At 63.2% G+C, this 22,337-nt stretch carries 16 protein-coding genes and 2 pseudogenes; 7 read left to right on the plus strand and 11 right to left on the minus strand.

Annotation, left to right across the window (positions count from 1 at the left end; translation table 11 throughout):
- The first annotated feature begins 58 nt into the window (after positions 1-58).
- Together K7431_RS02465 and K7431_RS02470 are read left to right on the plus strand one after the other, a co-directional pair.
- Entirely contained in the window at positions 59-1,546 is a 1,488-nt protein-coding gene (locus K7431_RS02465) for an aldehyde dehydrogenase family protein (RefSeq protein ID WP_012724453.1), read from the plus strand.
- Positions 1,547-1,645: 99 nt separating this feature from the next.
- Positions 1,646-1,954, plus strand: a pseudogene (locus tag K7431_RS02470) (MerR family transcriptional regulator); the annotation flags it as partial.
- Between the two features lie 13 nt (positions 1,955-1,967).
- Here the strand turns inward: K7431_RS02470 and K7431_RS02475 are convergent.
- Complete coding sequence (locus tag K7431_RS02475; RefSeq protein ID WP_012724454.1) at positions 1,968-3,011, minus strand: NAD-dependent epimerase/dehydratase family protein; 1,044 nt, start codon at positions 3,009-3,011, stop codon at positions 1,968-1,970.
- A gap of 236 nt (positions 3,012-3,247) precedes the next feature.
- On the opposite strand from K7431_RS02475, the gene K7431_RS02480 reads away from it, so the two are divergent.
- Positions 3,248-4,309, plus strand: a complete 1,062-nt coding sequence (locus K7431_RS02480; RefSeq protein WP_012724455.1) for an aromatic ring-hydroxylating oxygenase subunit alpha — start codon at positions 3,248-3,250, stop codon at positions 4,307-4,309.
- Between the two features lie 29 nt (positions 4,310-4,338).
- The gene (locus K7431_RS02485) at positions 4,339-5,289 is read left to right on the plus strand and encodes a PDR/VanB family oxidoreductase (RefSeq protein WP_012724456.1); all 951 of its coding nucleotides are present in this window, start codon (positions 4,339-4,341) and stop codon (positions 5,287-5,289) included.
- A 6-nt stretch (positions 5,290-5,295) separates the two neighbouring features.
- Here K7431_RS02485 and K7431_RS02490 read toward each other — a convergent pair whose 3' ends face one another.
- The 6 genes from K7431_RS02490 to K7431_RS02515 form a co-directional block, all read right to left on the minus strand.
- Positions 5,296-6,009 (minus strand): GntR family transcriptional regulator, encoded by a 714-nt coding sequence (locus tag K7431_RS02490; RefSeq protein WP_012724457.1) that lies wholly within the window; start codon positions 6,007-6,009, stop codon positions 5,296-5,298.
- A gap of 75 nt (positions 6,010-6,084) precedes the next feature.
- On the minus strand, positions 6,085-7,827 hold the full coding sequence (locus K7431_RS02495; RefSeq protein WP_043205397.1) for an acyl-CoA dehydrogenase: 1,743 nt from the start codon (positions 7,825-7,827) through the stop codon (positions 6,085-6,087).
- Positions 7,828-7,863: 36 nt separating this feature from the next.
- Positions 7,864-9,105, minus strand: a complete 1,242-nt coding sequence (locus tag K7431_RS02500) for a thiolase family protein (RefSeq protein ID WP_012724459.1) — start codon at positions 9,103-9,105, stop codon at positions 7,864-7,866.
- Positions 9,102-10,976 (minus strand): feruloyl-CoA synthase, encoded by a 1,875-nt coding sequence (locus K7431_RS02505; protein WP_043206266.1) that lies wholly within the window; start codon positions 10,974-10,976, stop codon positions 9,102-9,104. Before K7431_RS02505 ends, K7431_RS02500 begins: the two co-directional genes overlap by 4 nt.
- 63 nt (positions 10,977-11,039) lie before the next feature.
- Positions 11,040-12,488 carry an aldehyde dehydrogenase gene (locus K7431_RS02510; protein WP_012724461.1) on the minus strand — a complete coding sequence of 483 codons (1,449 nt, stop codon included), beginning with the start codon at positions 12,486-12,488 and terminating at the stop codon, positions 11,040-11,042.
- A 76-nt stretch (positions 12,489-12,564) separates the two neighbouring features.
- A complete protein-coding gene (locus K7431_RS02515; protein WP_010567568.1) occupies positions 12,565-13,395 on the minus strand; it encodes a p-hydroxycinnamoyl CoA hydratase/lyase in 831 nt (276 codons plus the stop codon).
- Positions 13,396-13,607: 212 nt separating this feature from the next.
- Here K7431_RS02515 and K7431_RS02520 point away from each other — a divergent pair, with 212 nt between their 5' ends.
- Positions 13,608-14,096 (plus strand): MarR family winged helix-turn-helix transcriptional regulator, encoded by a 489-nt coding sequence (locus tag K7431_RS02520; protein WP_012724462.1) that lies wholly within the window; start codon positions 13,608-13,610, stop codon positions 14,094-14,096.
- 5 nt (positions 14,097-14,101) lie between these two features.
- Here the strand turns inward: K7431_RS02520 and K7431_RS02525 are convergent, their stop codons facing one another.
- Positions 14,102-15,427, minus strand: coding sequence for an OprD family porin (locus tag K7431_RS02525; protein ID WP_012724463.1), 1,326 nt, complete (start codon positions 15,425-15,427; stop codon positions 14,102-14,104).
- Positions 15,428-15,735: 308 nt separating this feature from the next.
- On the opposite strand from K7431_RS02525, the pseudogene mhpT reads away from it, so the two are divergent.
- Positions 15,736-16,945: pseudogene (gene mhpT / locus K7431_RS02530) on the plus strand (3-(3-hydroxy-phenyl)propionate transporter MhpT).
- Here the strand turns inward: mhpT and K7431_RS02535 are convergent.
- The 3 genes from K7431_RS02535 to K7431_RS02545 all read right to left on the minus strand — a co-directional run bounded on the left by K7431_RS02535 (position 16,923) and on the right by K7431_RS02545 (position 20,284).
- Complete coding sequence (locus K7431_RS02535; RefSeq protein ID WP_012724465.1) at positions 16,923-17,870, minus strand: SphA family protein; 948 nt, start codon at positions 17,868-17,870, stop codon at positions 16,923-16,925. The pseudogene mhpT and the gene K7431_RS02535 sit on opposite strands and share 23 nt — an antisense overlap.
- A gap of 81 nt (positions 17,871-17,951) precedes the next feature.
- On the minus strand, positions 17,952-18,719 hold the full coding sequence (locus K7431_RS02540) for a coniferyl-alcohol dehydrogenase (RefSeq protein WP_012724466.1): 768 nt from the start codon (positions 18,717-18,719) through the stop codon (positions 17,952-17,954).
- Between the two features lie 89 nt (positions 18,720-18,808).
- The gene (locus K7431_RS02545) at positions 18,809-20,284 is read right to left on the minus strand and encodes a benzaldehyde dehydrogenase (RefSeq protein WP_012724467.1); all 1,476 of its coding nucleotides are present in this window, start codon (positions 20,282-20,284) and stop codon (positions 18,809-18,811) included.
- Positions 20,285-20,553: 269 nt separating this feature from the next.
- Between K7431_RS02545 and K7431_RS02550 the strand changes: the two genes are divergently transcribed.
- Complete coding sequence (locus tag K7431_RS02550) at positions 20,554-22,314, plus strand: sigma-54-dependent Fis family transcriptional regulator (protein ID WP_012724468.1); 1,761 nt, start codon at positions 20,554-20,556, stop codon at positions 22,312-22,314.
- The last annotated feature ends 23 nt before the right edge of the window (positions 22,315-22,337 follow it).

The raw sequence follows: 22,337 nt of genomic DNA on the forward strand, positions 1-22,337 counted from the left end.
CGGTGCGGTCACTGGGATTACGCTCGAGCTTTGCAATGTCTGCCACCAGGAAACCCCCATGAGCGATATTCCACTGCTGCCCCACGTTGAAGCCTTCCTCAGTCGACACCATGCGCTGTTCATCGACGGCGGCTACGTCCAGAGTCATTCCAGCCAGACAGTAGAGGTGATCAACCCCGCGACCGGCCAGGTCATCGCCCAAGTCGCCGACGCCGACCCGGTCGATATCGATGCGGCCGTGGCCTCGGCGCGGCGCGGCTTCAAACGGTGGTCACAAGCAGCTCCGGCAACGCGTGGCGCCGTGCTGTTCAAACTCGCCGACCTGCTGGAGCAGCATCGCGAAGAACTGGCGCAGATCGAAACCTGCCAATCGGGCAAGATCATCCAGATTGCCCGAGCCTTCGAAGTCGACCAGGCCGCGCACTTCCTGCGTTACTACGCCGGCTGGGCCACCAAGATCAGCGGCCAGACCATCACCCCGTCACTGCCCTCCTTCGCCGGTGAGCGCTATACTGCTTTCACCCTGCGCGAGCCCGTCGGTGTGGTGGTCGGCATCGTGCCGTGGAATTTCTCGACCATGATTGCCATCTGGAAACTCGCCTCGGCGCTGGTGACCGGTTGCAGCATCATCATCAAACCCAGCGAATTTACACCGCTGACCATCCTGCGCATTGCCGAGCTGGCGATTGAAGCCGGTCTTCCCGCCGGGGCGCTGAACGTCTTGACCGGGGGCGGCTCGGTAGGCAAAGGCCTGATCGAACACCCTGGCACCGACAAAGTGTCGTTTACCGGCTCCGTGCCGACCGGGGTTGCGGTGGGCCAGAGTGCCATGGGCGCCGGTCTGACGCGGGCCACCCTTGAGCTGGGCGGGAAAAACTCGGCCGGGTTCCTGCGCGATGTGGCGCTGGATAAGGCTGTCAGCGGCATCATCGAAGCGGGCTTTCTGCACTCCGGGCAAATCTGCGCGGCGGCCGAACGGTTCTTCGTGCATCGCTCGCAGATCGACGCGGTCATGGCCAAACTGGCGCAGCGCTTGAGCGCGCTGAACATTGGCTCGCCCCTGGATGAGCGCACCGAATTCGGCCCGGTCACTCACCGCCAGCATCAACTCAAACTCGGCGAGTTTTTCGCCAAGGCCCGCGCCGAAAACAACACCATCATTCACGGTGGCCACCTGATCGACCGTCCGGGTTGCTACGTCGAGCCGACGATCATCCTCGCCAACAGCGTCAACGACACCTTGCTCAACGAAGAAACATTCGGCCCCATTGCAACCTTCTTCCCCTACGACACTGAAGACGAACTGCTGGCATTGATGAACAACACGCCCTACGGCTTGAGCGCCAGCCTCTGGACCAACGACCTGGGCAAGGCCCTGCGCATGGTGCCCGCCATCGAGTCCGGCACGGTGTGGGTGAACATGCACACGATGCTGGACCCGGCGGTGCCGTTTGGCGGCAACAAATCCTCGGGCATCGGCCGGGAGTTCGGCAGTGCATTCATTGAGGATTACACCGAGCTGAAGTCGGTGATGATTCGCTACTGAGCCCACCTCGATATTTTTCGACTGGCAAGGGGCAGCGGGTGCAGCTCTGCCGATAAAACACCGCTAAAGTGATTGCTGTCTCACATAAGGAATTGACAGATGTTCATTGGACGACTCGCCAAGCTGACCGGCTGCACCCCGAAAGCCATTCGACTGTACGAGCAACTAGGCCTGATCAACGCGCCGGAACGTGAAGGGCGGTATCGCCTCTACAACGCTCACCACCTGGAAATCGTCCACCTCATACGCAAGGCGCAAGTGGCCGGGTTCAAGCTGGCCGAGATGAACCCGCTGATTGCCGCAAAAAACACGTTGAAATCCTTTCCGCTGGCATTGGCCAACCAGGCCGTCGACGACAAGCGCCGGCAGGTCCAGGACAAAATCACCGAACTGCAGGCGCTTGATCTTCACTTGATTGGACTCAAACGCGAGATGAACTCAATGTTTGCGCCTCGTCCTGACGCGGGTCTTGATAAGGTTGATGCGCCTGTCTGTGCAGATAAGCAAACGCTTGCTTCAACGCCACTTCAGGCGGCCGAGGGTTGAAACCCAATTCGTTTTTCGCCTTGGTGATGGTGTATTCCTGCGCCACGTTGTGAAACAGGCGCACCTGGCTCAAAAGCAACTGAGCGGGCTTGCCACCCCATTGCGCCCGGCGCTCCTGGAGCCAGGCCACGCCCAGCAGTAACCAGCGTGGGGCTGAGACAGGCGGGCGATACCCAGGCGCTTGGGTGTTGGCAGCCTCGATCAAATCGCTGAGCGGCGACGAACGCTCATTGGCGAGGATATAGCGCTGCCCTGGCCGGCCCTTTTCGGCGGCGAGTATCATCCCGTCGGCCACATCGCGAACATCCACGAAGTTGAAACGAAATCCCGGGTCAAAAGGCATCTGCCGCTGCCGAACGGATTGAAGAAACCCCATGGTATCCGTGAGGTAGCCGGCATTGGGGCCGACCATGGCCGAAGGCAATACCGACACCATGCTCAACCCCAACGCCTCCGCACAGTGCCAGGCCGCCTGCTCGGAGAGAATCTTCGATGTGTAGTAGGCGTTTTCGCTTTCCGTATTCCAGTGTGCCTCATCCAGCGCCGTACCATCATGACCGACGGCGGCCACCGAACTGACGTAGACCACACGCCGTACACCTGCACGTGAAGCAGCTTCCAGCACACGTCGCGCGCCCTGGATATTCGGCTCGACAATCTCGGCCTGCGGGTTGCGCGCCCAGTGCCTGAACACGGCGGCCGATTGAAACAGCACCTCTACGCCCTCCAATGCCTTGTCCAGGGCCGCACTGTCCTGCAACTCGGCATACACCAATTCGCAGTCCAGCCCGGCAAAGGGCGTGTGATTACTGAGGTCACGAACGCCGGCTCGAACCCGATAGCCCTGGCTGATCAGCGCGCGCACTAAATTATTACCCAGGTGGCCGTTGGCCCCCGTCACCAAACATAAACCTTTCACAGCAGCTCCTTTTGTCAGCGCGCCAGCGTGGGCGCTTGAAAAAAGGGTACGAGGTGTCCCATGGGACAGAGTCAAGTCATTCAGTGCTCGGAAGATCGCCCCAACACTGTGGATCCATTATTTTTAAAATGGCCGATAATCGCCCTATTAATAACCGTAAACAGATTGACCCATTAACCTTCACGCCATTTAATGGATCCATTAAATAAAAACAATCCATTGCCTGGAGAGTCGTCATGTACCCCAAGAACACGTGGTATGTCGCCTGCACCCCCGATGAAATCGCGCAAAAGCCCCTGGGTCGACAGATCTGCGGCGAAAAAATGGTGTTTTATCGTGGCCAGGAAGGCGCCGTCGTGGCCGTGGAGGACTTCTGCCCCCATCGTGGCGCGCCGCTCTCGCTGGGCTATGTCGACAACGGCAACCTGGTCTGCGGCTATCACGGCCTGGTCATGGGCGGCGACGGCAAGACGGTGGAAATGCCCGGTCAGCGGGTGCGTGGTTTTCCCTGCAACAAGACCTTTGCCGTGGTTGAGCGTTACGGCTTCATCTGGGTGTGGCCCGGCGATCAGAGCCAGGCCGACCCGGCACTGATCCACCACTTGGAATGGGCCGTGAGCGATGAGTGGGCCTATGGCGGCGGGCTGTTTGATATCCAGTGCGATTACCGCCTGATGATCGACAACCTGATGGACCTGACCCACGAAACCTACGTGCATGCCTCCAGCATCGGCCAGAAGGAAATCGACGAAGCGCCGCCCGTCACCACGGTGCAAGGCGATGAAGTCGTCACCGCACGGCACATGGAAAACATCATGGCTCCGCCGTTCTGGCGCATGGCTTTACGCGGCAACAACCTTGCCGATGACGTGCCGGTGGACCGCTGGCAGATCTGCCGCTTCACCCCGCCCAGCCATGTGCTGATCGAAGTCGGCGTGGCCCATGCCGGCAAGGGTGGCTACAACGCCGCTCCCGAACACAAGGCTGCGAGCATCGTAGTCGACTTCATCACCCCGCAAACCGATACCTCCATCTGGTACTTCTGGGGCATGGCGCGCAACTTCAACCCGCAGGATGAGGCACTGACCGCCAGCATTCGCGAAGGCCAGGGCAAGATTTTCAGCGAAGACCTGGAGATGCTTGAGCGCCAGCAACAGAACCTGCTGGCTCACCCGGAACGCACCCTGCTCAAGCTGAATATCGATGCGGGCGGTGTGCAGTCGCGCAAGATCCTGGAGCGACTGATTGCCAAGGAACGCGCCCTCGAACCGCAACTGATCACGACCACCACCGCCTGAACAACACGATAACTCTGCGAGGACTGAACATGATCGATGTGGTGGTGGTATCCCGTAACACCGAAGCCCAGGACATTTGCAGCTATGAACTGGCCAGTGTCGATGGCCAGCCGCTGCCGACCTTCAGTGCTGGTGCGCACATTGACGTGCACCTGCCCGATGGGGTGATCCGGCAATATTCCCTGTGCAATCACCCCGAAGAACGTCATCGCTACCTGATCGGCGTGCTCAACGACCCTGCCTCCCGGGGCGGCTCGCGCAGCCTGCATGAGCAGGTACACGAGGGCACCCACCTGCAGATCAGCGAACCACGCAACCTATTCCCCCTGGCCCACGAGGCGCGCCGCAGCCTGCTGTTTGCCGGCGGCATCGGCATCACCCCGATCCTGTGCATGGCCGAACGCCTGGCCCACGCGGGTGCCGACTTCGAACTGCATTACTGCGCCCGCGCCGCAGAACGCGCGGCATTTGTGCAGCGGCTCAAGGATTCATCGTTTGCTGAACGGGTGTTCCTGCATTTCGATGAGCAGCCGCACACGGCCTTGAATGCTGCCGAGGTGCTGGCGGCGCCCGCAGACGACGTGCACCTGTATGTCTGCGGCCCTGGCGGGTTCATGCAGCATGTGCTCGACAGCGCACGCGAACAGGGCTGGCAGGAAGACTGTCTGCACCGCGAATACTTTAGCGCGACACCAATGGACAGCAGCCTCGACGGCGGCTTTTCGGTGAAGCTGGGCAGCAGTGGCCAGGTCTTTGAAATCCCCGCCGACAAGACCGTGGTCCAGGTTCTGGAAAGCCATGGCATCGAGATTGCCGTGTCCTGCGAACAGGGGATTTGCGGCACCTGCCTGACCCGTGTGCTGGAGGGCATACCGGAGCACCGCGACCTGTTCATGACCGAGCAGGAGCAGGCCCTCAATGACCAGTTCACCCCCTGCTGCTCGCGCTCGAAAACCCCGCTGTTGGTGCTCGATATCTGAGCCCCGTCATGTGCTGGGCAAGATGACCTTCATGCGCGCATCGGCGGTGGACGAACTGAAGATCTCGGCATAACGCAAGGTGGCATTGGCGTGTTCGCGCATGATGGCTTCGGCCCGAGCGCCCTGGCGATTGACCAGGGCATCGAAGACCGAGTGATGCTGCATGTGGGCATAGTTGAAGCGTCGGTATTCACGGGCCATGTCGTCGCGATCCACCGCCAACGCGGTCACCGAGGCGAACGGCAAATGATCATTGCGCGCCAGCGCATCGGCGATCGCCGGGTTGTGGCTGCCTTCGACGATGACTTGATGAAAGCGCATGTTCAGGTCGTGATAAACCTCAAGGTCATCCTCGGTCACGTAACCTTTTTCGAACAGTTGATCGCCCTCCACCAGGCAGCGTTCAAGCACCCTGCGCGCCTCGTCGGACAACCCCCGCTCGGCAGTTTGACGCGCCGCCAAGCCCTCGAGCACACCACGCACTTCGACCGCGCCGGCAATGTCGCTGGGGCTGACCGAGCGCACCTGATAGCCGCGCCCGCCGAATGGCACCAGCAGCCCTTCCTGCTCGAGGGTACGAAAGGCCATGCGCACGGGCATGCGCGACACGCCGAACAGCTGCGCCGTAGGAATCTCCATCAAGCGCTCGCCCGCCGCCAGCTCCCCGCTGGCGATCATCTTGCGCAGTGCAACCAGCACCAATTGACCGGGTTTACTCATCCAGGCAACTTCCAGAACACGTGGGCTGCCATAGTACCGCAAGCGTCTAGTCAGTACCGCAAGCACCTGGCCGCGTCAGATGAACGCCAGCGCTGCCCGTGCCCCGTCTATGGCGCCCAGGTGCTGCGCCAGCCGCGACGGCAGGTAATCGAAAAAGAACCCGGCGCTTTGCAGCTTGGCGGCACGCAAGGGATCATCGTCGGGCAGTGCCCTGGAGACCCGCGCGGCCCGCGCCCAGGCAAAGGCCAGCAACGCGACGCCACAGAGCTGGAGGAAATCCGGCGCCGCCCGATAGGGGTATTCACTGTCCTCGTGCGCGCGTTCACGTATGGCGCTCACCACACGGGCCAACGCGTCGCACAGGCTACCCAACGCACCGCAAAAGCCTGCGCATTCGACAGACTGTCCGCCCTGCCCGGCCTCGGCGCGAAACGCGTCCAGCAGCAGGCCGAAGGCGCGGCCCTCATCCCCCAGCACTTTGCGCAGCAACAGGTCATTGGCCTGGATCTCATTACTGCCCTCGTAGATCATCGCGATACGGCTGTCACGCAGGGTTTGCTCGATGGCGAACTCGGTGACGTAGCCGTAACCGCCGAACACCTGCAGCGCATGGCTGGCCTGCCGAAAACCCTGTTCGGTGAAAAACGCCTTGATGATGGGCGTCAGCAACGGCGCCAACTGCGCGGCCGACGAGTCCTGGTCATGCTCGGCCTGATCCAGCAGGTGCGCCGCCCAATAGCCGATGGCGCGCATGCCCTCGCTGGTGGTGCGCAGCTCCAGCAACACGCGGCGCATGGCCGGGTGGTAACGGATCGGGTCAGCCGCCTGGGCGACCACCTCTTCCGGCCTTGACGGCGCACGCATCTGCAAGCGTTCGGCGGCGTACTGGCGGGCGTTCTGCCAAGCCGCCTCGACATGCCCCAAGCCTTGCAGGCCGACATGCAGGCGCGCCGAATTCATCATCACAAACATCGCCGCCAGACCGCGATTGGTCGCGCCGATCAGCCAGCCTTGGGCACCGTCGAATACCAGCGAGCACGTCGCGCTGCCCTTGATGCCCATCTTGTGTTCAATGCCGTCACACCGCACGCCATTGGGCTGGCCATCGTCCAGCTGCTTGGGCACCAGGAACAGTGAAATGCCACGGCTGCCCGGCGGCGCATCGGGCACGCGCGCGAGCACCAGGTGCAGGATGTTGGCCGTGAGGTCGTGCTCGCCACCGGAGATAAATATTTTGCTGCCGCTCAGGCGATAGCTGCCATCCGCCTGGGGCTCGGCGCGACAGCGCAGCAAGCCGACGTCGCTGCCGGCCTGGGGTTCGGTCAGGCACATGGTGGGCAAGGTCTGGCCGCTGACAATCTCGGGCAAATAGCGCGCCTGCAGCCAGGGGGCGGCGTGGGCCTTGAGGCACAGGTACGCGCCGTGGGCGATGCCGGTGTACATGGCCCAGGCGTGATTGCTGGCGTAGAGCATCTCTTGCAGCGCCGCCTCGAGCAGTTGCGGCAAGCCCTGCCCGCCCGCCGCCTCGGCGCACGCCAGCGCGGGCCAGCCACCCTCGACATAGGCGCGATAGGCCTCGACGAAGCCGTCCGGGGTGCTGACCTGGCCCGCCTGCCACCGGCAGCCCTGGCGGTCACCCTGGCTGTTCAACGGCGCCAGCACGCCCTGACTGAAGCGCGCCGCCTCTTCCAGCACCTGGAGCGCGAGCGGCAGGTCCAGGGCCTCGAACGCCGGGCTGCGGCGCCACGTGTCGGGTGCCTGCAACCAGTGCTCAAGCACAAACTGCATATCGCGCAAAGGCGCCTCATAGCTCCACATCGGCACACCTCATCGACTAAAAAGGAATCGTGCGCTTCAAGCGCGATAGGCAGGGTTTTCGATCAACAACGCCATGCCCTGCCCGCCGCCCACACACGCGGCGGCAATCCCGTAGCGCAGGTGGTGCTGGCGTAATTGCCGGGCCAGGGTCATGACCAGCCGCAGGCCGGTGGCGGCCAGCGGATGCCCCAGCGCGAGGGCGCCGCCCTGGACGTTGAGCCGGGCGCTGTCCAGCTCCAATTCCTGAGCCACCGCGAGCACCTGGGCGGCCTGGGCTTCGTTGATCTCGAAACGGCCGATGTCGTCCAGGCTCAACCCGCTGCGTTGCAGCAGCAGGCGAATTGCCGGTGCCGGACCGATGCCCATGAACTCCGGGGCCACCCCCACCACTGCGCTGGCCAGCAGCCGCGCCAGGGGCGCACGCGTGCAGGCCGAGGCGCGCCCCACCAGGGCGGCCGCCGCGCCATCGACCACCGCGCAACTGTTACCGGCGGTTTGTACACCGTTGGCATGCACGGCGTGCAGACGCGCCAGGGCCGCCAGGTCGGTGGGCCGTGGGTGGCTGTCGGCGCTGACGGCACTGGCGCGGCGTGCCAGGCTGATCCCTCTGGGCTGATAGCCCTCAAGCGCGAACACCTGGTGATCGACCGTGACGATTTCTTCAGCCCAGGCGCCGTCACGTTGTGCCTGCAAGGCGCGCTGATGGCTGTCGCAGGCGTAACGGTCCACCGCCTCGCGGCTCAGGCCATAACGGCGCGCGAGGTTGTCGGCCGTGGCGATCATGTCCAGGCCCGGCGCCGGGTCGTACAGCGCTTCCCAGAGAAAATCCTTGAACTGCACTTCGCCGCCGAGACGAAAGCCGCCCCGGTGGGTGTAGGCGGCAATCGGGTTACGCGACATCGATTCACAGGCCACGCATAGGGCCAGTTGCACCTCGTCACGCAGCTGCTCGGCGGCCTGGCGCAACAGCTCGAAACCGGTGGCGCAGATGCGCTGCACCCCCAGCGCGGGCACCGATTGCGCCACGCCGCTGTACAAGCCGATATGCCGTGGCAGCAAATAGGCATCGAAGCTGGCCTGGGCCATGGAGCCGGCCAGTACGCTGTCCACCGCCCCAGGCTCGATGCCGGCTCGCGCCAGCACTTCGCGGCCCACCTTGATCCCCAAATCGATGGGCGACACCTGGGACAGCGCGCCGCCAAGGTCGACCCACGGGGTGCGCACCGCCTCGAAAATCGCCGCGTCGGCAAACGCCGAATACTGCCCGGCGCCGCTCAAGGCTTGGGTCCGGCGCGCAGGATGGTCGGGTCTTCACCGCGATACAACGCCTCGACCCTTGCCGCGCGCCATTGCAACACCGCACGCTGGTTGATCGAGCCTTTATCGGTGATTTCCCCACGGTCGATGGACGCCGGCTCATCCAACACAGCAATCCACTCCAAGCGACTGGCATTGCCGGTGGCCTCGCGATTGAGCCGCGCCAACCAGTCACCGAACCACGCGCGCACCGGCGCGCTGGCCAGCACCTCGGCGTCACTGGCGTCGGTGCTCAAGCCCGCCAGCCGGCGACACTCGTAGAGCCTGGGGAACACCAGGGCCCCCAGGCACTCGCGGTCCGGCGCGGCAATCACGAGGTCCTGCACATAGGGCGAGCCTTCGAGCACCGCACGATTGCGCAGCGGCCCAACGCTGACAAACACGCCTGAGGAGAGCTTGAAGTCCTCGGCAATGCGCCCATCGAACATCAGCCCCAGTTGCGGTTGCTGCGGGTCGGCGAGCTTGATCGCGTCGCCCGAACAATAGAAACCCAGTTCGTCGAACACCTCGGCGGTCTGCTCGGGCGCCCGCCAGTAACCGGGCATGATGTGCGGCCCGCGAAAGCGTCCTTCGAATTTGCCGTCCAGCGGCACCAGGCGCACCTCGCAGCCGGGTGCGGGTAACCCGATATACCCGGCCATCGACAGCGGCCCGGTGGTAAAGGTGCAGGACGGCGCGGCTTCGGTCATGCCCAGCCCGGCCATCATGCGGATACGTTCACCGCAGTGCCGCTCGGCCACGCGGTCGAGGCGGTCCCAGATACTTTGCGACAGGCCGGCGGCGGCGAAGAAGAACAGTTTCATCCGCGCGAAAAAGCGCTCGCGCAACTCAGCGTCCTGCTCCAGGGCGTTGACCAGTTCTTCCCAGCCCTTGGGCACCGTCAGGTAGGCCGTGGGCGACACGTCCTTGAGGTTGCGCAGGGTCTCGGCAAAGCCCTGGACCGTCGGCTTGCCGTCGTCGAGGTAAAACGTACCGCCGTTGTAGAGCACAATGCCGACGTTGTGGCTGCCGCCGAAGGTGTGGTTCCACGGCAGCCAGTCGACCAGTACCGGCGGTTCCTCACCGAACACCGGGAACGTCTGCAGCAGCATCTGCTGATTGGCGCAGAGCATGCGTTGGGTGGTGACGACCGCTTTGGGCAACTTGGTGGAGCCCGAGGTAAAGAGAAACTTAGCGATGCTGTCGGGGCCGGTGGCCTTGAACGCCGCTTCGGCCTCAGCGCCACCCGGCGTTTGCAGCAGGCTGGCGAAGCTGGCCTGAGTGCGCCCCGGCGCGTAGCCGCGCACGCTGATCAACGGAGTCTCGACCGGCAATACGGCGTCGATTGCGCGTTGGTAAGCGGACGCGTCGCTGACGAACACCAAGCCCGGTTGCAGCAGGTTGCACACATGCCGCAGCTTGGCGAAATCCTGGGACAACAATGAATACGCCGGCGACACCGGGCAGTAAGGGATTCCGGCATACATCGCGCCGAGAGCCACCTGCAGATGCTCGATGTCGTTGCCAGACAGTAATGCCAGCGGTTTGTCCGCCGAGAGGCCGTAACGCAGCAGGCCCTGGGCAATCGCGCGCACGCTGTCGAGCATTTCCCTGTAGCTGACACGACGCCAATCACCACCGGCCTGGCGTGCGGCGATAAATGTTTGCTCGGGCCGTACCTGGGCCCAATGCACCAAACGATCGAGCAAGCGTGCCGGTAATTCACCCAGCGGCTCCAGGGAACGCATGTGCAGCACGCCCTGTTCTTCAGTGACCTGCACCGGCGCGTGGCCGATGGACACCTCGCGGTATCGCGGCGTGGGCTGGGGTTGCGGTCGGAATTCGGAACTCACAAGGATGTCCTCCATCAAGGCGGATCAACGCCGCCTTGTTATTGTTATGTCGCCGCGCCTTGCTCAGATCGGGTAATGCCGCGGCCCGTTCTGCAAGGTGACCCAACGCAATTGCGTAAAGTGTTCAATCGAAGCCTTGCCGCCAAAGCTGCCGTAGCCGCTGGACTTGACCCCGCCAAACGGCATCTGCGCCTCGTCGTGCACGGTCGGGCCGTTGATATGGCAAATGCCCGACTCCACCCGTTGCGCCAGGGCCAGCGCACGCCCGGTGTCGCGACTGAAGATCGCCGCCGACAGGCCGAACTCAGAGTCGTTGGCCAGACGCAGCAGGGCTTCGTCTCCATCACCGCGCAACAGCACCGCCACCGGCCCGAAAGACTCTTCGCGGTACAAACGCATGTGTTCGGTGACGCCATCGATCAGGGTCGGCTGCAGGATACTGCCTTCCAATTGGCCGCCCACCACCAGCCGTGCACCTTTGGCGAGGGCATCGTCGATCAAGGCCTTGATGCGCGTGCCGGCACGCGCGTCCACCAGCGACCCCAGCACTGAATCCGCCGCCTCGGGGTTGCCCGCGCGCAGGGTCGCGACCTTGGCCGCCAGCTTGGCGGTGAACGCATCGGCGACCTTGGCGTCGACAATCAAGCGTTCAGTGGACATGCAAATCTGCCCCTGGTTGAAGTAGGCACCAAATGCTGCCGCCGCCACTGCTGCATCGAGGTCGGCGTCGTCGAGCACCAGCAACGGCGCCTTGCCGCCCAACTCCAGCAGGGCCGGTTTGAGGTGACGCGCCGAGAGTTCGCCGACAATCCGCCCCACGTGGGTCGAGCCCGTGAAGTTGACCCGGCGCACGGCCGGGTTGGCGATCAGCCGCTCGACAATCGCGGCGGCATCCTCTGGCGCATTGCTGATCACGTTGACCACGCCATCGCCCAGCCCGGCGTCCTGCAGCACCTGGCCAATCAGGCGGTGCACCGCTGGGCTCAATTCCGAGGCCTTGAGCACCACGGTATTGCCGCAAGCCAGCGGCATGGCGATAGCCCGCGTGGCGAGGATGACCGGGGCATTCCACGGCGCGATGCCCAGCACCACGCCGCAGGGCTGACGCAGGGCCATGGCGAAACTGCCGGGGACATCGGAGGGAATGACGTCGCCGGTGATCTGGGTGGTCATCGACGCGGCTTCGCGGAGCATATTGGCCGCCAGGCGCACGTTGAAGCCGTACCAATTGGCCATGGCGCCGGTCTCACCGGCAGCAGCGATAAATTCCGCGCTGCGCGCCTGCAATTGCTCGGCCGCCTTGAGCAAACGGGTGCGGCGCTCGTTGGGGGCCAGCGCTGCCCAGGTGGGGAACGCGGCTTGAGCGGCGGCGACGGCGGCGTCGGCATCTTCCAGGGTCGCTGCGGCGACCCGCGAGACGACTTCACCGGTCACCGGGTTGCGGCGCTCGAAGGTTCGACCGTCGCGGGCGGCGCACGACTGGCCGCCGATCAACAGGGGCACGTCCAGCATGGTGATTCCTCTTTATTGTCTTTATCGGGAATACGTTCAAGCGGGGTACAGCGGCGCGGCCAGGCGGCCGCGCCCTTCAGCGTTTATACGCCTGCAGGCCAGGCTTGATGCTCTTGTCGTCGAGGAACTGTTTCATGCCCTGCTCGCGACCGCCTTCGGTGTCGAGCAGGCGCGACTGATCGAGCTTGGCGTAGAGGTAATCCTCGTTCTGCTCCCAGGTCAGTTCGCGGCAGCGCTTGAAGCCATGCTTGGCCGCGCGCAGCACCACCGGGTTTTTCTCGAGCAGGTTGCGCGCCAGTTCGATGGTCACTTCGCGCAGTTGCGCCAGGGGTACGCTTTCGTTGACCAGGCCCATTTCGGCGGCTTTCTGCCCGCCGAAGGTCTTGCCGGTCATGATGTAGTACAGGGATTGGCGATGGCCCACGGTGTCGGCCATGGCTTTGCTCACCAGGTTGCCCGGCGGGATGCCCCAGTTGATTTCCGAGAGGCCGAAGGTGGCTTCGTCGGCGCAGATCGCCAGGTCGCACGCCACCAGTGGGCTGAAGCCGCCGCCGAAGCACCAGCCATTGACCATGGCAATGGTCGGCTTGGCATACATGCGCAGCAGTTTCCATTGCCATTGCGAGGCTTCGCGGCGAATTTTTTCCTGGAGGATCTCCGGCCCGGCATCCACTTCGCGGAAGTATTCCTTGAGGTCCATGCCGGCCGTCCAGGCTTCGCCGGCACCGGTCAGTACCAGTACGCCGGCGGCAGGATCCTGCTCCAGGGTTTCCAGTACGTCGATCATTTCCCGGTTCAGGGTCGGGCTCATGGCGTTGCGTTTTTCCGGACGGTTGAGGATGACCCAGGCGATGCCTTCCTCGATCTCAACCTTGACTGTGGTCCAACGGCCTTCGTAATTGCTCATGACGGTACGCTCTTGTTCTGGTGTGAAGATGAGTCGAAATTAAACCGCAAATATAGTTATGTCAATTAACTATTAATCTGGATAACCAATATTTTTCCGGTGTAAAACCTGCGTTTTTCTGGTGTTGTGAAACGTCGGCATAGCCAGGGCTCGCCAACCTCGGCAAACTAGATAGCCTTCTTAACCTCCACCTCTTGAGGATTGCACTGTTAATGGCCAAGCCTTCCAACATCGCCGCCCCCAGCCCGGCCCTGCCCGACAACGAGGAGGTGCGGCCGCCGCTGGATTCAGCCCTGGACGATCTGATCGGTTACGCCATGCGCCGCGCCCAGCTCAAGCTGTTCCAGAACCTGATCGGCCGGCTGTCGGACCACGACCTGCGTCCCGCGCAGTTCTCGGCCCTGGCGATCATCGAGCAGAACCCTGGGCTGATGCAGGCCGACCTGGCCCGTGCCCTGGCGATTGAGCCGCCCCAGGTGGTGCCCCTGCTGAACAAGCTGGAGAGCCGCGCCCTCGCCGTGCGGGTCCGCTGCAAGCCCGACAAACGCTCCTACGGGATCTTCCTCAGCAAGACCGGCGAAACCCTGCTCAAAGCGCTCAAGGAAATCGCCGCCCAGAGCGACCAGGACGCTACCGCCGCCCTGGACAGCCAGGAACGTGAAGAACTGCTGCGCTTGCTCAAGAAGGTCTATCAGGACTGATCGCCCTACCAGAGCGCCACGGTGTAGAGCACCAGGAAGCGGGTCTGGTTTTCGTCGCGAAAGGCTGCGCCGCTGGGGAAGTCATTGCGGTAGATCGACTTGCGCGCCATGAACCCGACGTTCTTCAGCGGGCCGCTCTGAATCACATAGCCCAGCTCCATCTGGAACTCGCGCTCCTTGCGATCCTCGGCGTTGAAAGCCGCCAATTCGATGTTGTCGCCGCGCACATAGCGAAGCCGGCTCTTCAGCCCCGGCACACCCGCTGCGGCGAAATCGTAGTCATAGATGGCCTGCCACGTGCGCTCCTTGGCGTTGAGAAAGTCCGAACTCATGGTCAGCTCGCTCATGCCCATCAACTCGGTGCCGGAAATATAGGGCGTGGCGGTCTCGCCGCTTGAATGCATGTAGCCAAGGCTCACGCGGTGGCCGCCCAGGCGGTAACCAAACAGCGCCGAGAGGTTGCGGTTATCCACGTTCCCGGCCTTGGCACTGCCGTCCTCGCGGCTGAAGAAGCTGCGCAGGTCACTGGTGAGCACGCCATCCCCCACCGGCAGGTTATGCAGCAACGCCAGGGTGTCCTGCTGGTAGAGGTCCGCGACCTGCGAGTGATAAACGCGCAGGCTCAGGTCTTTGTTGACCTGGTAGTCACCGCCGACGTAAGCCAGGTGCGAGGTGGTGGCGGTGGCATTGAAACGCCGGTTGGGCGAGGCGACGGTCATGGCCTGGTAGTCCGTGGAGTCGCGCTTGTTGATACGGTCGATATAGCCGGTGTTGAGGGTCAGGCCCTCGATGTCCTTGGAACTCAGGGTGGTGCCGCGAAAGGTCTGCGGCAGCAGGCGCGACGGGCTGGCGAAGGCGAACGGCAGGAAGATCGACACGTCACCCGCCTTCACCGTGGTTTGGGCAAACCGCAGCTTGGCGGTCGGCGCCAGGCGCGCGTATTCATCGGCGGCACGCTTGTCGCTGGCCGACACCGGCAACAACTCGGTGCCGCTGCGGTCCGGTGACGAGTCGAGCTTGACCCCCATCAACCCACGCACATCCAAGCCAAAGCCCACTGGGCCTGGGGTGTATCCCGATTCCAGGTTGAGGATGAACGCCTGGGCCCATTCCCGTGCGGCGGTCTTCGCACCGTCGTCCTTGTAGTCACGGTCCAGGTAGTAATTGCGCAGGGTCAAGGTACCGTGGCTGTCGTCGATAAAGCCTGCCGCCCACAGTGGGGTGGGCAGCACGCTCAAGGCCAGCGACGCCAGCAGCAGACGTGGAAGGTTGTTCGACACACAGGAGACTGACGCAGCCGCAACGGCGTCCTCCATCGGGAGTTCTAGCATGTTCGATGTCCATTTTTTGTTGTTGTTTTTGGGGTGTCACACGCTCGGCCCAGTCGGCTTTGCGAGCCAAGAATGGAAACAGCCTAGGGCGCTCGTCAACTGCAAGTGAGCGATAATCGAACATTAATAAAACTATCTATTTTTCAGCTTCATATGGATCTTCATCATAAGCACATGTTTTTGATCGATTTATTATTATTTTTTAAGGATTTTTATCCGCGATTCATTTTTTAGTTATCTTTGTTATCTTAATCGCCAGCAGCCACTGAAGCTCGCCATCCCCATAAAAACAACAATGAGGTTTGCCCATGGACAGTCCATCGCGTCGTTCGACGCTGACTATTGCGTTGTGCTTTATCGTTGCGCTGATCGAGGGGTTCGATCTGCAAGCCGCCGGCACCGCCGCCGCCGGGTTACGTCAAACGTTCGCCCTGGACCCGAAGATGCTCGGCTGGGTCTTCAGCGTTGGCATCATTGGCCTGCTGCCGGGGGCGTTCTTCGGCGGTTGGGTCGCCGACCGCATCGGGCGCAAGAAAATCCTGGTGATGGCAGTGCTGCTGTTCGGGGTGTTTTCCCTGAGCACCGCGTTTGTCGACAGCTACTCGGGCCTGTTGCTGGTGCGCTTCCTGACCGGCCTGGGGCTGGGTGCGGCACTGCCCAACCTGATCGCCCTGTGCGCCGAAGCGGTGAGTGAACACAAGCGCGGCACCGCCATCAGCGTGATGTACTGCGGCGTACCGCTGGGTGGCGCCTTGGCTGCCGTGGTAGCGATGTTTTCCAGTGAACACTGGCAAACCACCTTTATCATCGGCGGCCTGGCGCCCTTGCTGGCCGTGCCGTTGATGATCCTGTTACTGCCTGAATCCAGCGCCTTTCGCCAACAGCGCGACACCCCCCCCCGGCGCCCGCCCTTCCACGTCCCAGGCGCTGTTCGGCGAGGGTCGCGCGCGCACCACACTGGCGTTGTGGCTCAGCTACTTCTTCACCCTGACCGTGATGTACATGCTGCTCAACTGGCTGCCGTCGCTGTTGCTGGAACAAGGCTTCAGTAAACCCCAGGCGGGCATGGTGCAGATGCTCTTCAATATCGGCGGCGCCCTGGGTTCACTGCTTGGCGGCGTGCTGCTGGACCGCTGCAATGCCGTCAAAGTGGTGTTGTGCGTGTACGCCGGGTTGCTGGCGGCCCTCGCGGGCGTGGGACTCTCAGTGGGCATCGTGCCCATGGCGATTGCCGGCTTTGCCGCCGGCTTGTTCGTCATGGCCGCGCAGTTGGTGCTGTACGCGTCGGCACCGCCCTCCTACCCCACCTCGGTACGCGCCACCGGCGTCGGTGCCGCGGTAGCCGTCGGCCGCCTGGGTTCGGTGGCCGGGCCGCTGGCGGCCGGCCAACTGCTCGCAGCCGGCGCCGGCACCGCGGGGGTCCTGCTGGCGACCTCCCCCGGGGTGGTGATTGCCGCGCTGACCATCATCAGCGTGATGGTGCGGGCCGCGCCACCTAGAACTTGTGCAGCCAATTGAGCACCAGTTTGTTGCCCTGGGTGCGGTTCTCAGCCTGCTGCTCGAAGTAGGCGTTCACCGACAGCACGTTTTCCTTGTTGAAGGCATAGACCAGGCCTGGGCCCATGGCCCAGACCTTTTCCCGCCGCCCACTCACGTCGTGCCCATCGACCTGGGTGTCGGTGATCTGCTTCAACCAGTAGCCATTTACCCCCACGCTCAGTTGTTGGTTCAAGGCATATTGCAGCGTCAGGTTGGCATGCAAGGCCTGGCCGGCCTGGGTATCGGAAACATCCCCGAAGCCTGCCTGTGGATCATCGTTCTTGCCGTTCCACAGGTACATGAAACGCCCGCTCGCCGACCATTTCGGGTTGAACCAGTACGTCGCCGCATAATACGGGTTGAATGACCAGAAGTTGCTGCCGGGGTTGATCGAACGATTGCGGTTATAGGCCCCCACCGGCACCGACACATCGGCCTCGACGCGCTGGGTCAACAGTGGGCTGCCATCGGCCCGGCTCAGGGTCGGCAGTTGCAGGAAGGCACCAAGCGTCACGTCGCCAAAGCCTTCACGAGCACTCAACGCGGCGTTATGCAAACCATCATCGACATCCACATGGGCCAGCGAGGTGTTGATCAAGGTGAAGCCGGGCATGGCGCCATTGGCCAAAGGTTGACCGAGGTAGATGATCTGCGTGGTCGGCGCCACCACTTCCAGATCCTGTTTGGGCAATGCCAGCTTGTGGCCGTTGGCGTCGTTGAAACGGCTGGCGCGGGAGTACGTCAGGTACTCCTCCAGGTACCAGCCAGGGCCGGCCGGTGCCGGTGAGCCGTCGTAGAAACTGGTGCTGCCCAGGTTGAGTCCGGGCAAATCGTAAGCGTGTGCAGTCGATGACAGTGCGACAAAGGTCATGGCCGCAACTGCCCGCAAGATAGGCTTGAGCATCTTGTGTGTCCTGTATTTTTGTTGTTGTTCAAGACCCCCGGCACGGTGGATCCGCGCCGGGGTTTACCGCGGTTGCAGGCCCTACACGTAGGTGGCGGCCAACCCACCGTCCACCGGCAGATTGACCCCGTTGACCCAGCGTGCGGCGTCCGAGCAAAGGAAGGCGATCACCGCCGCCACCTCATCGGCCAGGGCTGGACGGGTCATGCGCTGGCTGTCCTCGGCCACCCGCTCCGGCCCGAGCAGGCTGACAAAGTCGCCCAGGATCGGGGTAAACACCGGCCCCGGCGCAACGCAGTTGATGCGCACCGAGTGATCGCGAAACCAGCCTTGGGCTTGCTGGAAGCTCCACACAATCAGCGCTTCCTTGAAGTACTGATAACAGGTGGCCTGCGCCACCGGATTGGCCGCCAGCCACTGCTGCCCTGCCGTGAAGTTCTGCGTGGCGGCCAGGGCCTTGTGCAGTTCCAGCCGTTGCGGCCATTGCGCGCCGAGCACCGACGCGACATTGACGATGCTGCCGCCCGCCGGCATGCGGGGCAGCAGCGCTTGCGTAAGATGCCGCAGCCCCAGGTAATTGACCTCGGCCACCGTCTGCGCGGGTGCCGTACCGGGCACGCCGGCAATGTTGCACAACCCGTCGACCCGTGCCGGCAGGCGCGCCACCAAGGCATCGATGCTGGCAGGGTCACCCAAGTCCGCCTGGAAGAATCCATCCAGGGTCAATTGCGGTTCATGGCGATCAACGCCGATCACCGTGGCGCCCTGGAAACGCGCGAGCCGCGCCAATTCGGCGCCAATGCCGGAGGCGACACCGGTGACAACCAGGGTTTTGTTATACAGGTTCATGTTCAAGCCCTCTTGTTTTTGTATAGGCATGGGTGGAGCAAACCGATGAGCCAGGGCTCAGTACGGCCACGACTCAGTACGGCCGAAACTCAGAACGGATAGACAGGCGGCGTGTTTTTAACCGTAACCCACTGCCACTGGCTGTACTCGTCCCAGTCGGCCGGCCCGCCGACGCTGCCGCCGTTGCCGGAAGCGCCGCGCCCGCCGAAGGGGTTGATGCATTCGTCGGCCACGGTCTGGTCGTTGATGTGCAACAGGCCGCAATTCAGCCGCTCGCCGATCGCCATGGCGCGCCCGACGGACGGCGAGATGATGGCGGCCGAGAGTCCGTACTCAGTGCGGTTGGCCAGCTCGATGGCCTCCTCGTCGGTGGCAAAACTGACCACGCTGGCCACCGGACCGAACACTTCGTCCTCAAAGGCGCGCATGCCCGGCCGCACGCCACTGAGCACGGTGGGCTGGTAGAACAACTGGTCATATTCGCCGCCAGCCTCCAACCGTGCGCCTGCTTGCAGGCTGTCGCTGACGATCTCGTGCACGCGCTGCAATTGCCGTGGGTTGATCAACGGGCCGAGCGCTGCTTCACCCCGGGCGGCATTGCCCACGGTGAGCGCCCGGGCCTTGTCCACCAGCTTGCGCGTGAGACGTTCGGCGATGGATTCATGGGCAAGAATCAAACCGGTTGCCATGCAGATTTGCCCCTGGTGCAGCCAGGCGCCCCAGGCCGCATTGCTTGCCGCCAGGTCGAGGTCGGCGTCGTCGAGAATGATCAACGGGTTTTTGCCACCCAGTTCCAGCGCGACTTTTTTCAAGTGGCGCCCGGCCACCTCGGCGACTTTGCGCCCTGCCGCCGTGGAGCCGGTAAAGGTGATCATCTGCACATTCGGGTCACGGCACAGCGCTTCACCGACCGGCGCAGCACCGGGCAACACGTGCAGCAGGCCCTTGGGCAGGCCCGCTTCCTCGAACAGCCGGGCGATCAGAAAACCGCCGCTGACAGGGGTCTGCGGGTCGGGCTTGAGTACCACCGCATTGCCCGCCGCCAAGGCTGGCGCCACCGAACGCAGCGACAGCACCAGGGGGAAATTGAACGGTGAAATCACCCCGACCACGCCATGGGGCTGGCGCCGCGCATAGGACAGACGCCCGGCCGCACTGGGCAGCACCAGCCCGTGCGGCTGGGACAACAGGCCCGCCGCCTGGTGCAGCAGCACGATCGCCTCGCGCACTTCGTGCTCACCTTTGAACAGCGCGCCCCCGGTTTCGCGGGCGACATACAGCGCCAGTTCGGCGAAGCACTGCTGAGCCAGGTCCGCCGCCTTGCGAAACACGGCGGCGCGTTCCCGTGGGCCGAGTGCGGCCCATGCCGGCTGGGCCAGGGCCGCGCTGCGACTGGCGACGGCGATGTCGGCCGCGTTGGCCATGGCGCACCGCATCAAGGGCTCGCCGGTGGCAGGTTCGATCACAGGCATCACGGACCCCGAGGCGGGTATCCAATCGCCGTTGAACAGGCATTCGGACTCAAGGGCCCGCTGTAACAGGTGGGTGGTTTCAGACACTGACATGGCAACTCCCGGTTCTTGTAATTGTCATCGCCTGCACATAGGCAAACGCCGCATCAGGTCTTGAGCAAAGGCTATGCCGCTTGCGCGCGGCGACGCTGACATAAATCGCCGAAGGCTCTATGCCGGGGCCCGCCACGTACCACTCAGCCATCAGGCGTCGGTCCGTGGCAAAAACCACGGCCTCGCCACTTGTTCAATTGATAAGGTTATGTTTAATAACTATCTGAGCAGTTACTCAAATCGTTCATTCGCTTTGCAGGGGCATAACAATGACTAATCCCCACAGCGCGCTGCCCGATGATCGGGTGGCCACCGCGCCCTATCATCCACGGGGCGACAGCCGCCAACTCAGCGACAGCAGCTCGCCGACGCCTGGAGAACTGGCCGACTGCCTGTTCTTTTCCCCAGAAGACGGGCGCATCTGGCTCAACGACCAACGCATGATGTTGCTGCACAGTTCCTCGTTCGGCGCCCTGCGCGGGGAAGTCATCGAGCGCCTGGGGCTGGAGCAGGCGCGCGGCCTGTTCACCCGCACCGGTTACGCCTCCGGCGCGCGGGATGCGCGGCTGATACGCGAGCGCTGGCCACAGGCCGATGCCGCCGCGGTGTTTCGCGCCGGGACCCACCTGCACACCCTGGAAGGCATGACCAAGGTCGAACCGCTGCATTTCAAGTTCGATGCCGACTCGGGGTTCTACGAAGGCGAGTTTCTCTGGCATCACTCCTGCGAAGCCGATGAGCACGTGAGCGCCTATGGCCTCGGCCAGGACCCGGTGTGCTGGACTGAAACCGGCTATGCCATCGGGTTTGTCAGCGGCCTCTTCGGGCAAATGGTGATTTTCCGCGAAGTGGAATGCCGGGGCATGGGCCATCGATGCTGCCGGGTGGTCGGCAAGACGGCTGAACAATGGGGTGACGTCGAGCAAGACCTGCGCTACCTGAACGTGTCCCAGGCCGTCACCAGCCCCGCCCCCTCCACCACTCCCGACCACCCAGTGAACCACGGCGCCTGGGTCAACCCGCCGCAAGCGCTGGTGGGCGCCAGCGCGGCGTTCAACGCCGCAACGCAAGCCCTGCAACGCGTTGCGCTGACCCCGGCGACGGTGCTGATCAGCGGTGAATCCGGGGTGGGCAAGGAGATGTTTGCGCGCCAATTGCACCAGCTCAGTCACCGGCACGAGCGCCCGTTTGTGGCGCTCAATTGCGCCGCCATCCCGGACAACCTGATCGAAGCCGAACTGTTCGGCGTCGAGCGCGGCGCGTATACCGGCGCCACGCACTCGCGCCCCGGGCGTTTCGAGCGGGCCCAGGGTGGGACACTGTTCCTCGACGAAATCACCAGCCTCAGCCTGGCAGGGCAAAGCAAATTGCTGCGTGCCTTGCAGGAACGCGAAATCGAACGGGTCGGCGGCGTGCGTGGGATCAAGGTGGATGTGCGGGTGGTAGCCGCCACCAATATTGATCTGCGCAAAGCCGTGGCTGACGGTACGTTTCGTGAAGACCTGTTCTACCGGTTGAATGTCTACCCCATCGCCCTGCCGCCCCTGCGTGAGCGCCGGGATGATATTCCGTTGCTGATCAACGCCTTCCTCACGCGCTTCTGCCAGGAATACGCCCGAACCCCGGCGGGCCTGACCATGCGCGCCCTGAAGGTACTGCTGCGCTACGACTTCGCGGGCAATGTGCGCGAGCTGCAAAACCTGATCGAACGCGGCCTGATTGCCAGCGACGAAGGCCAAGCCATTGACTTGGTGCATCTGTTTCGCAACGAACCCATGCCGACGGATCCCTATGGCCTGGACGACCATGGCAGCCTGTCCAACACGGGACTGCAAGCCCCACGCGCCGCGCTGCTGGACACCCTTGGCCAGTTGGACCAGGGCTTTTCCATTGATGGCCTGGAGTCGCGCCTGATCAATGAGGCGCTGCAACACAACGCCGGCAACCTCGCGGCCGCCGCCCGGCTCTTGGGCCTCAGCCGTGCGCAATTTGCCTACCGGCTGAAGAAGCATCAGCGGCAAACCTCGTGATTGGAAATGAGTGCTTTAAAAGC

This window comes from Pseudomonas fluorescens group sp., assembly GCF_020093335.1.
Classification (GTDB): Bacteria; Pseudomonadota; Gammaproteobacteria; order Pseudomonadales; family Pseudomonadaceae; genus Aquipseudomonas; species Aquipseudomonas petroselini.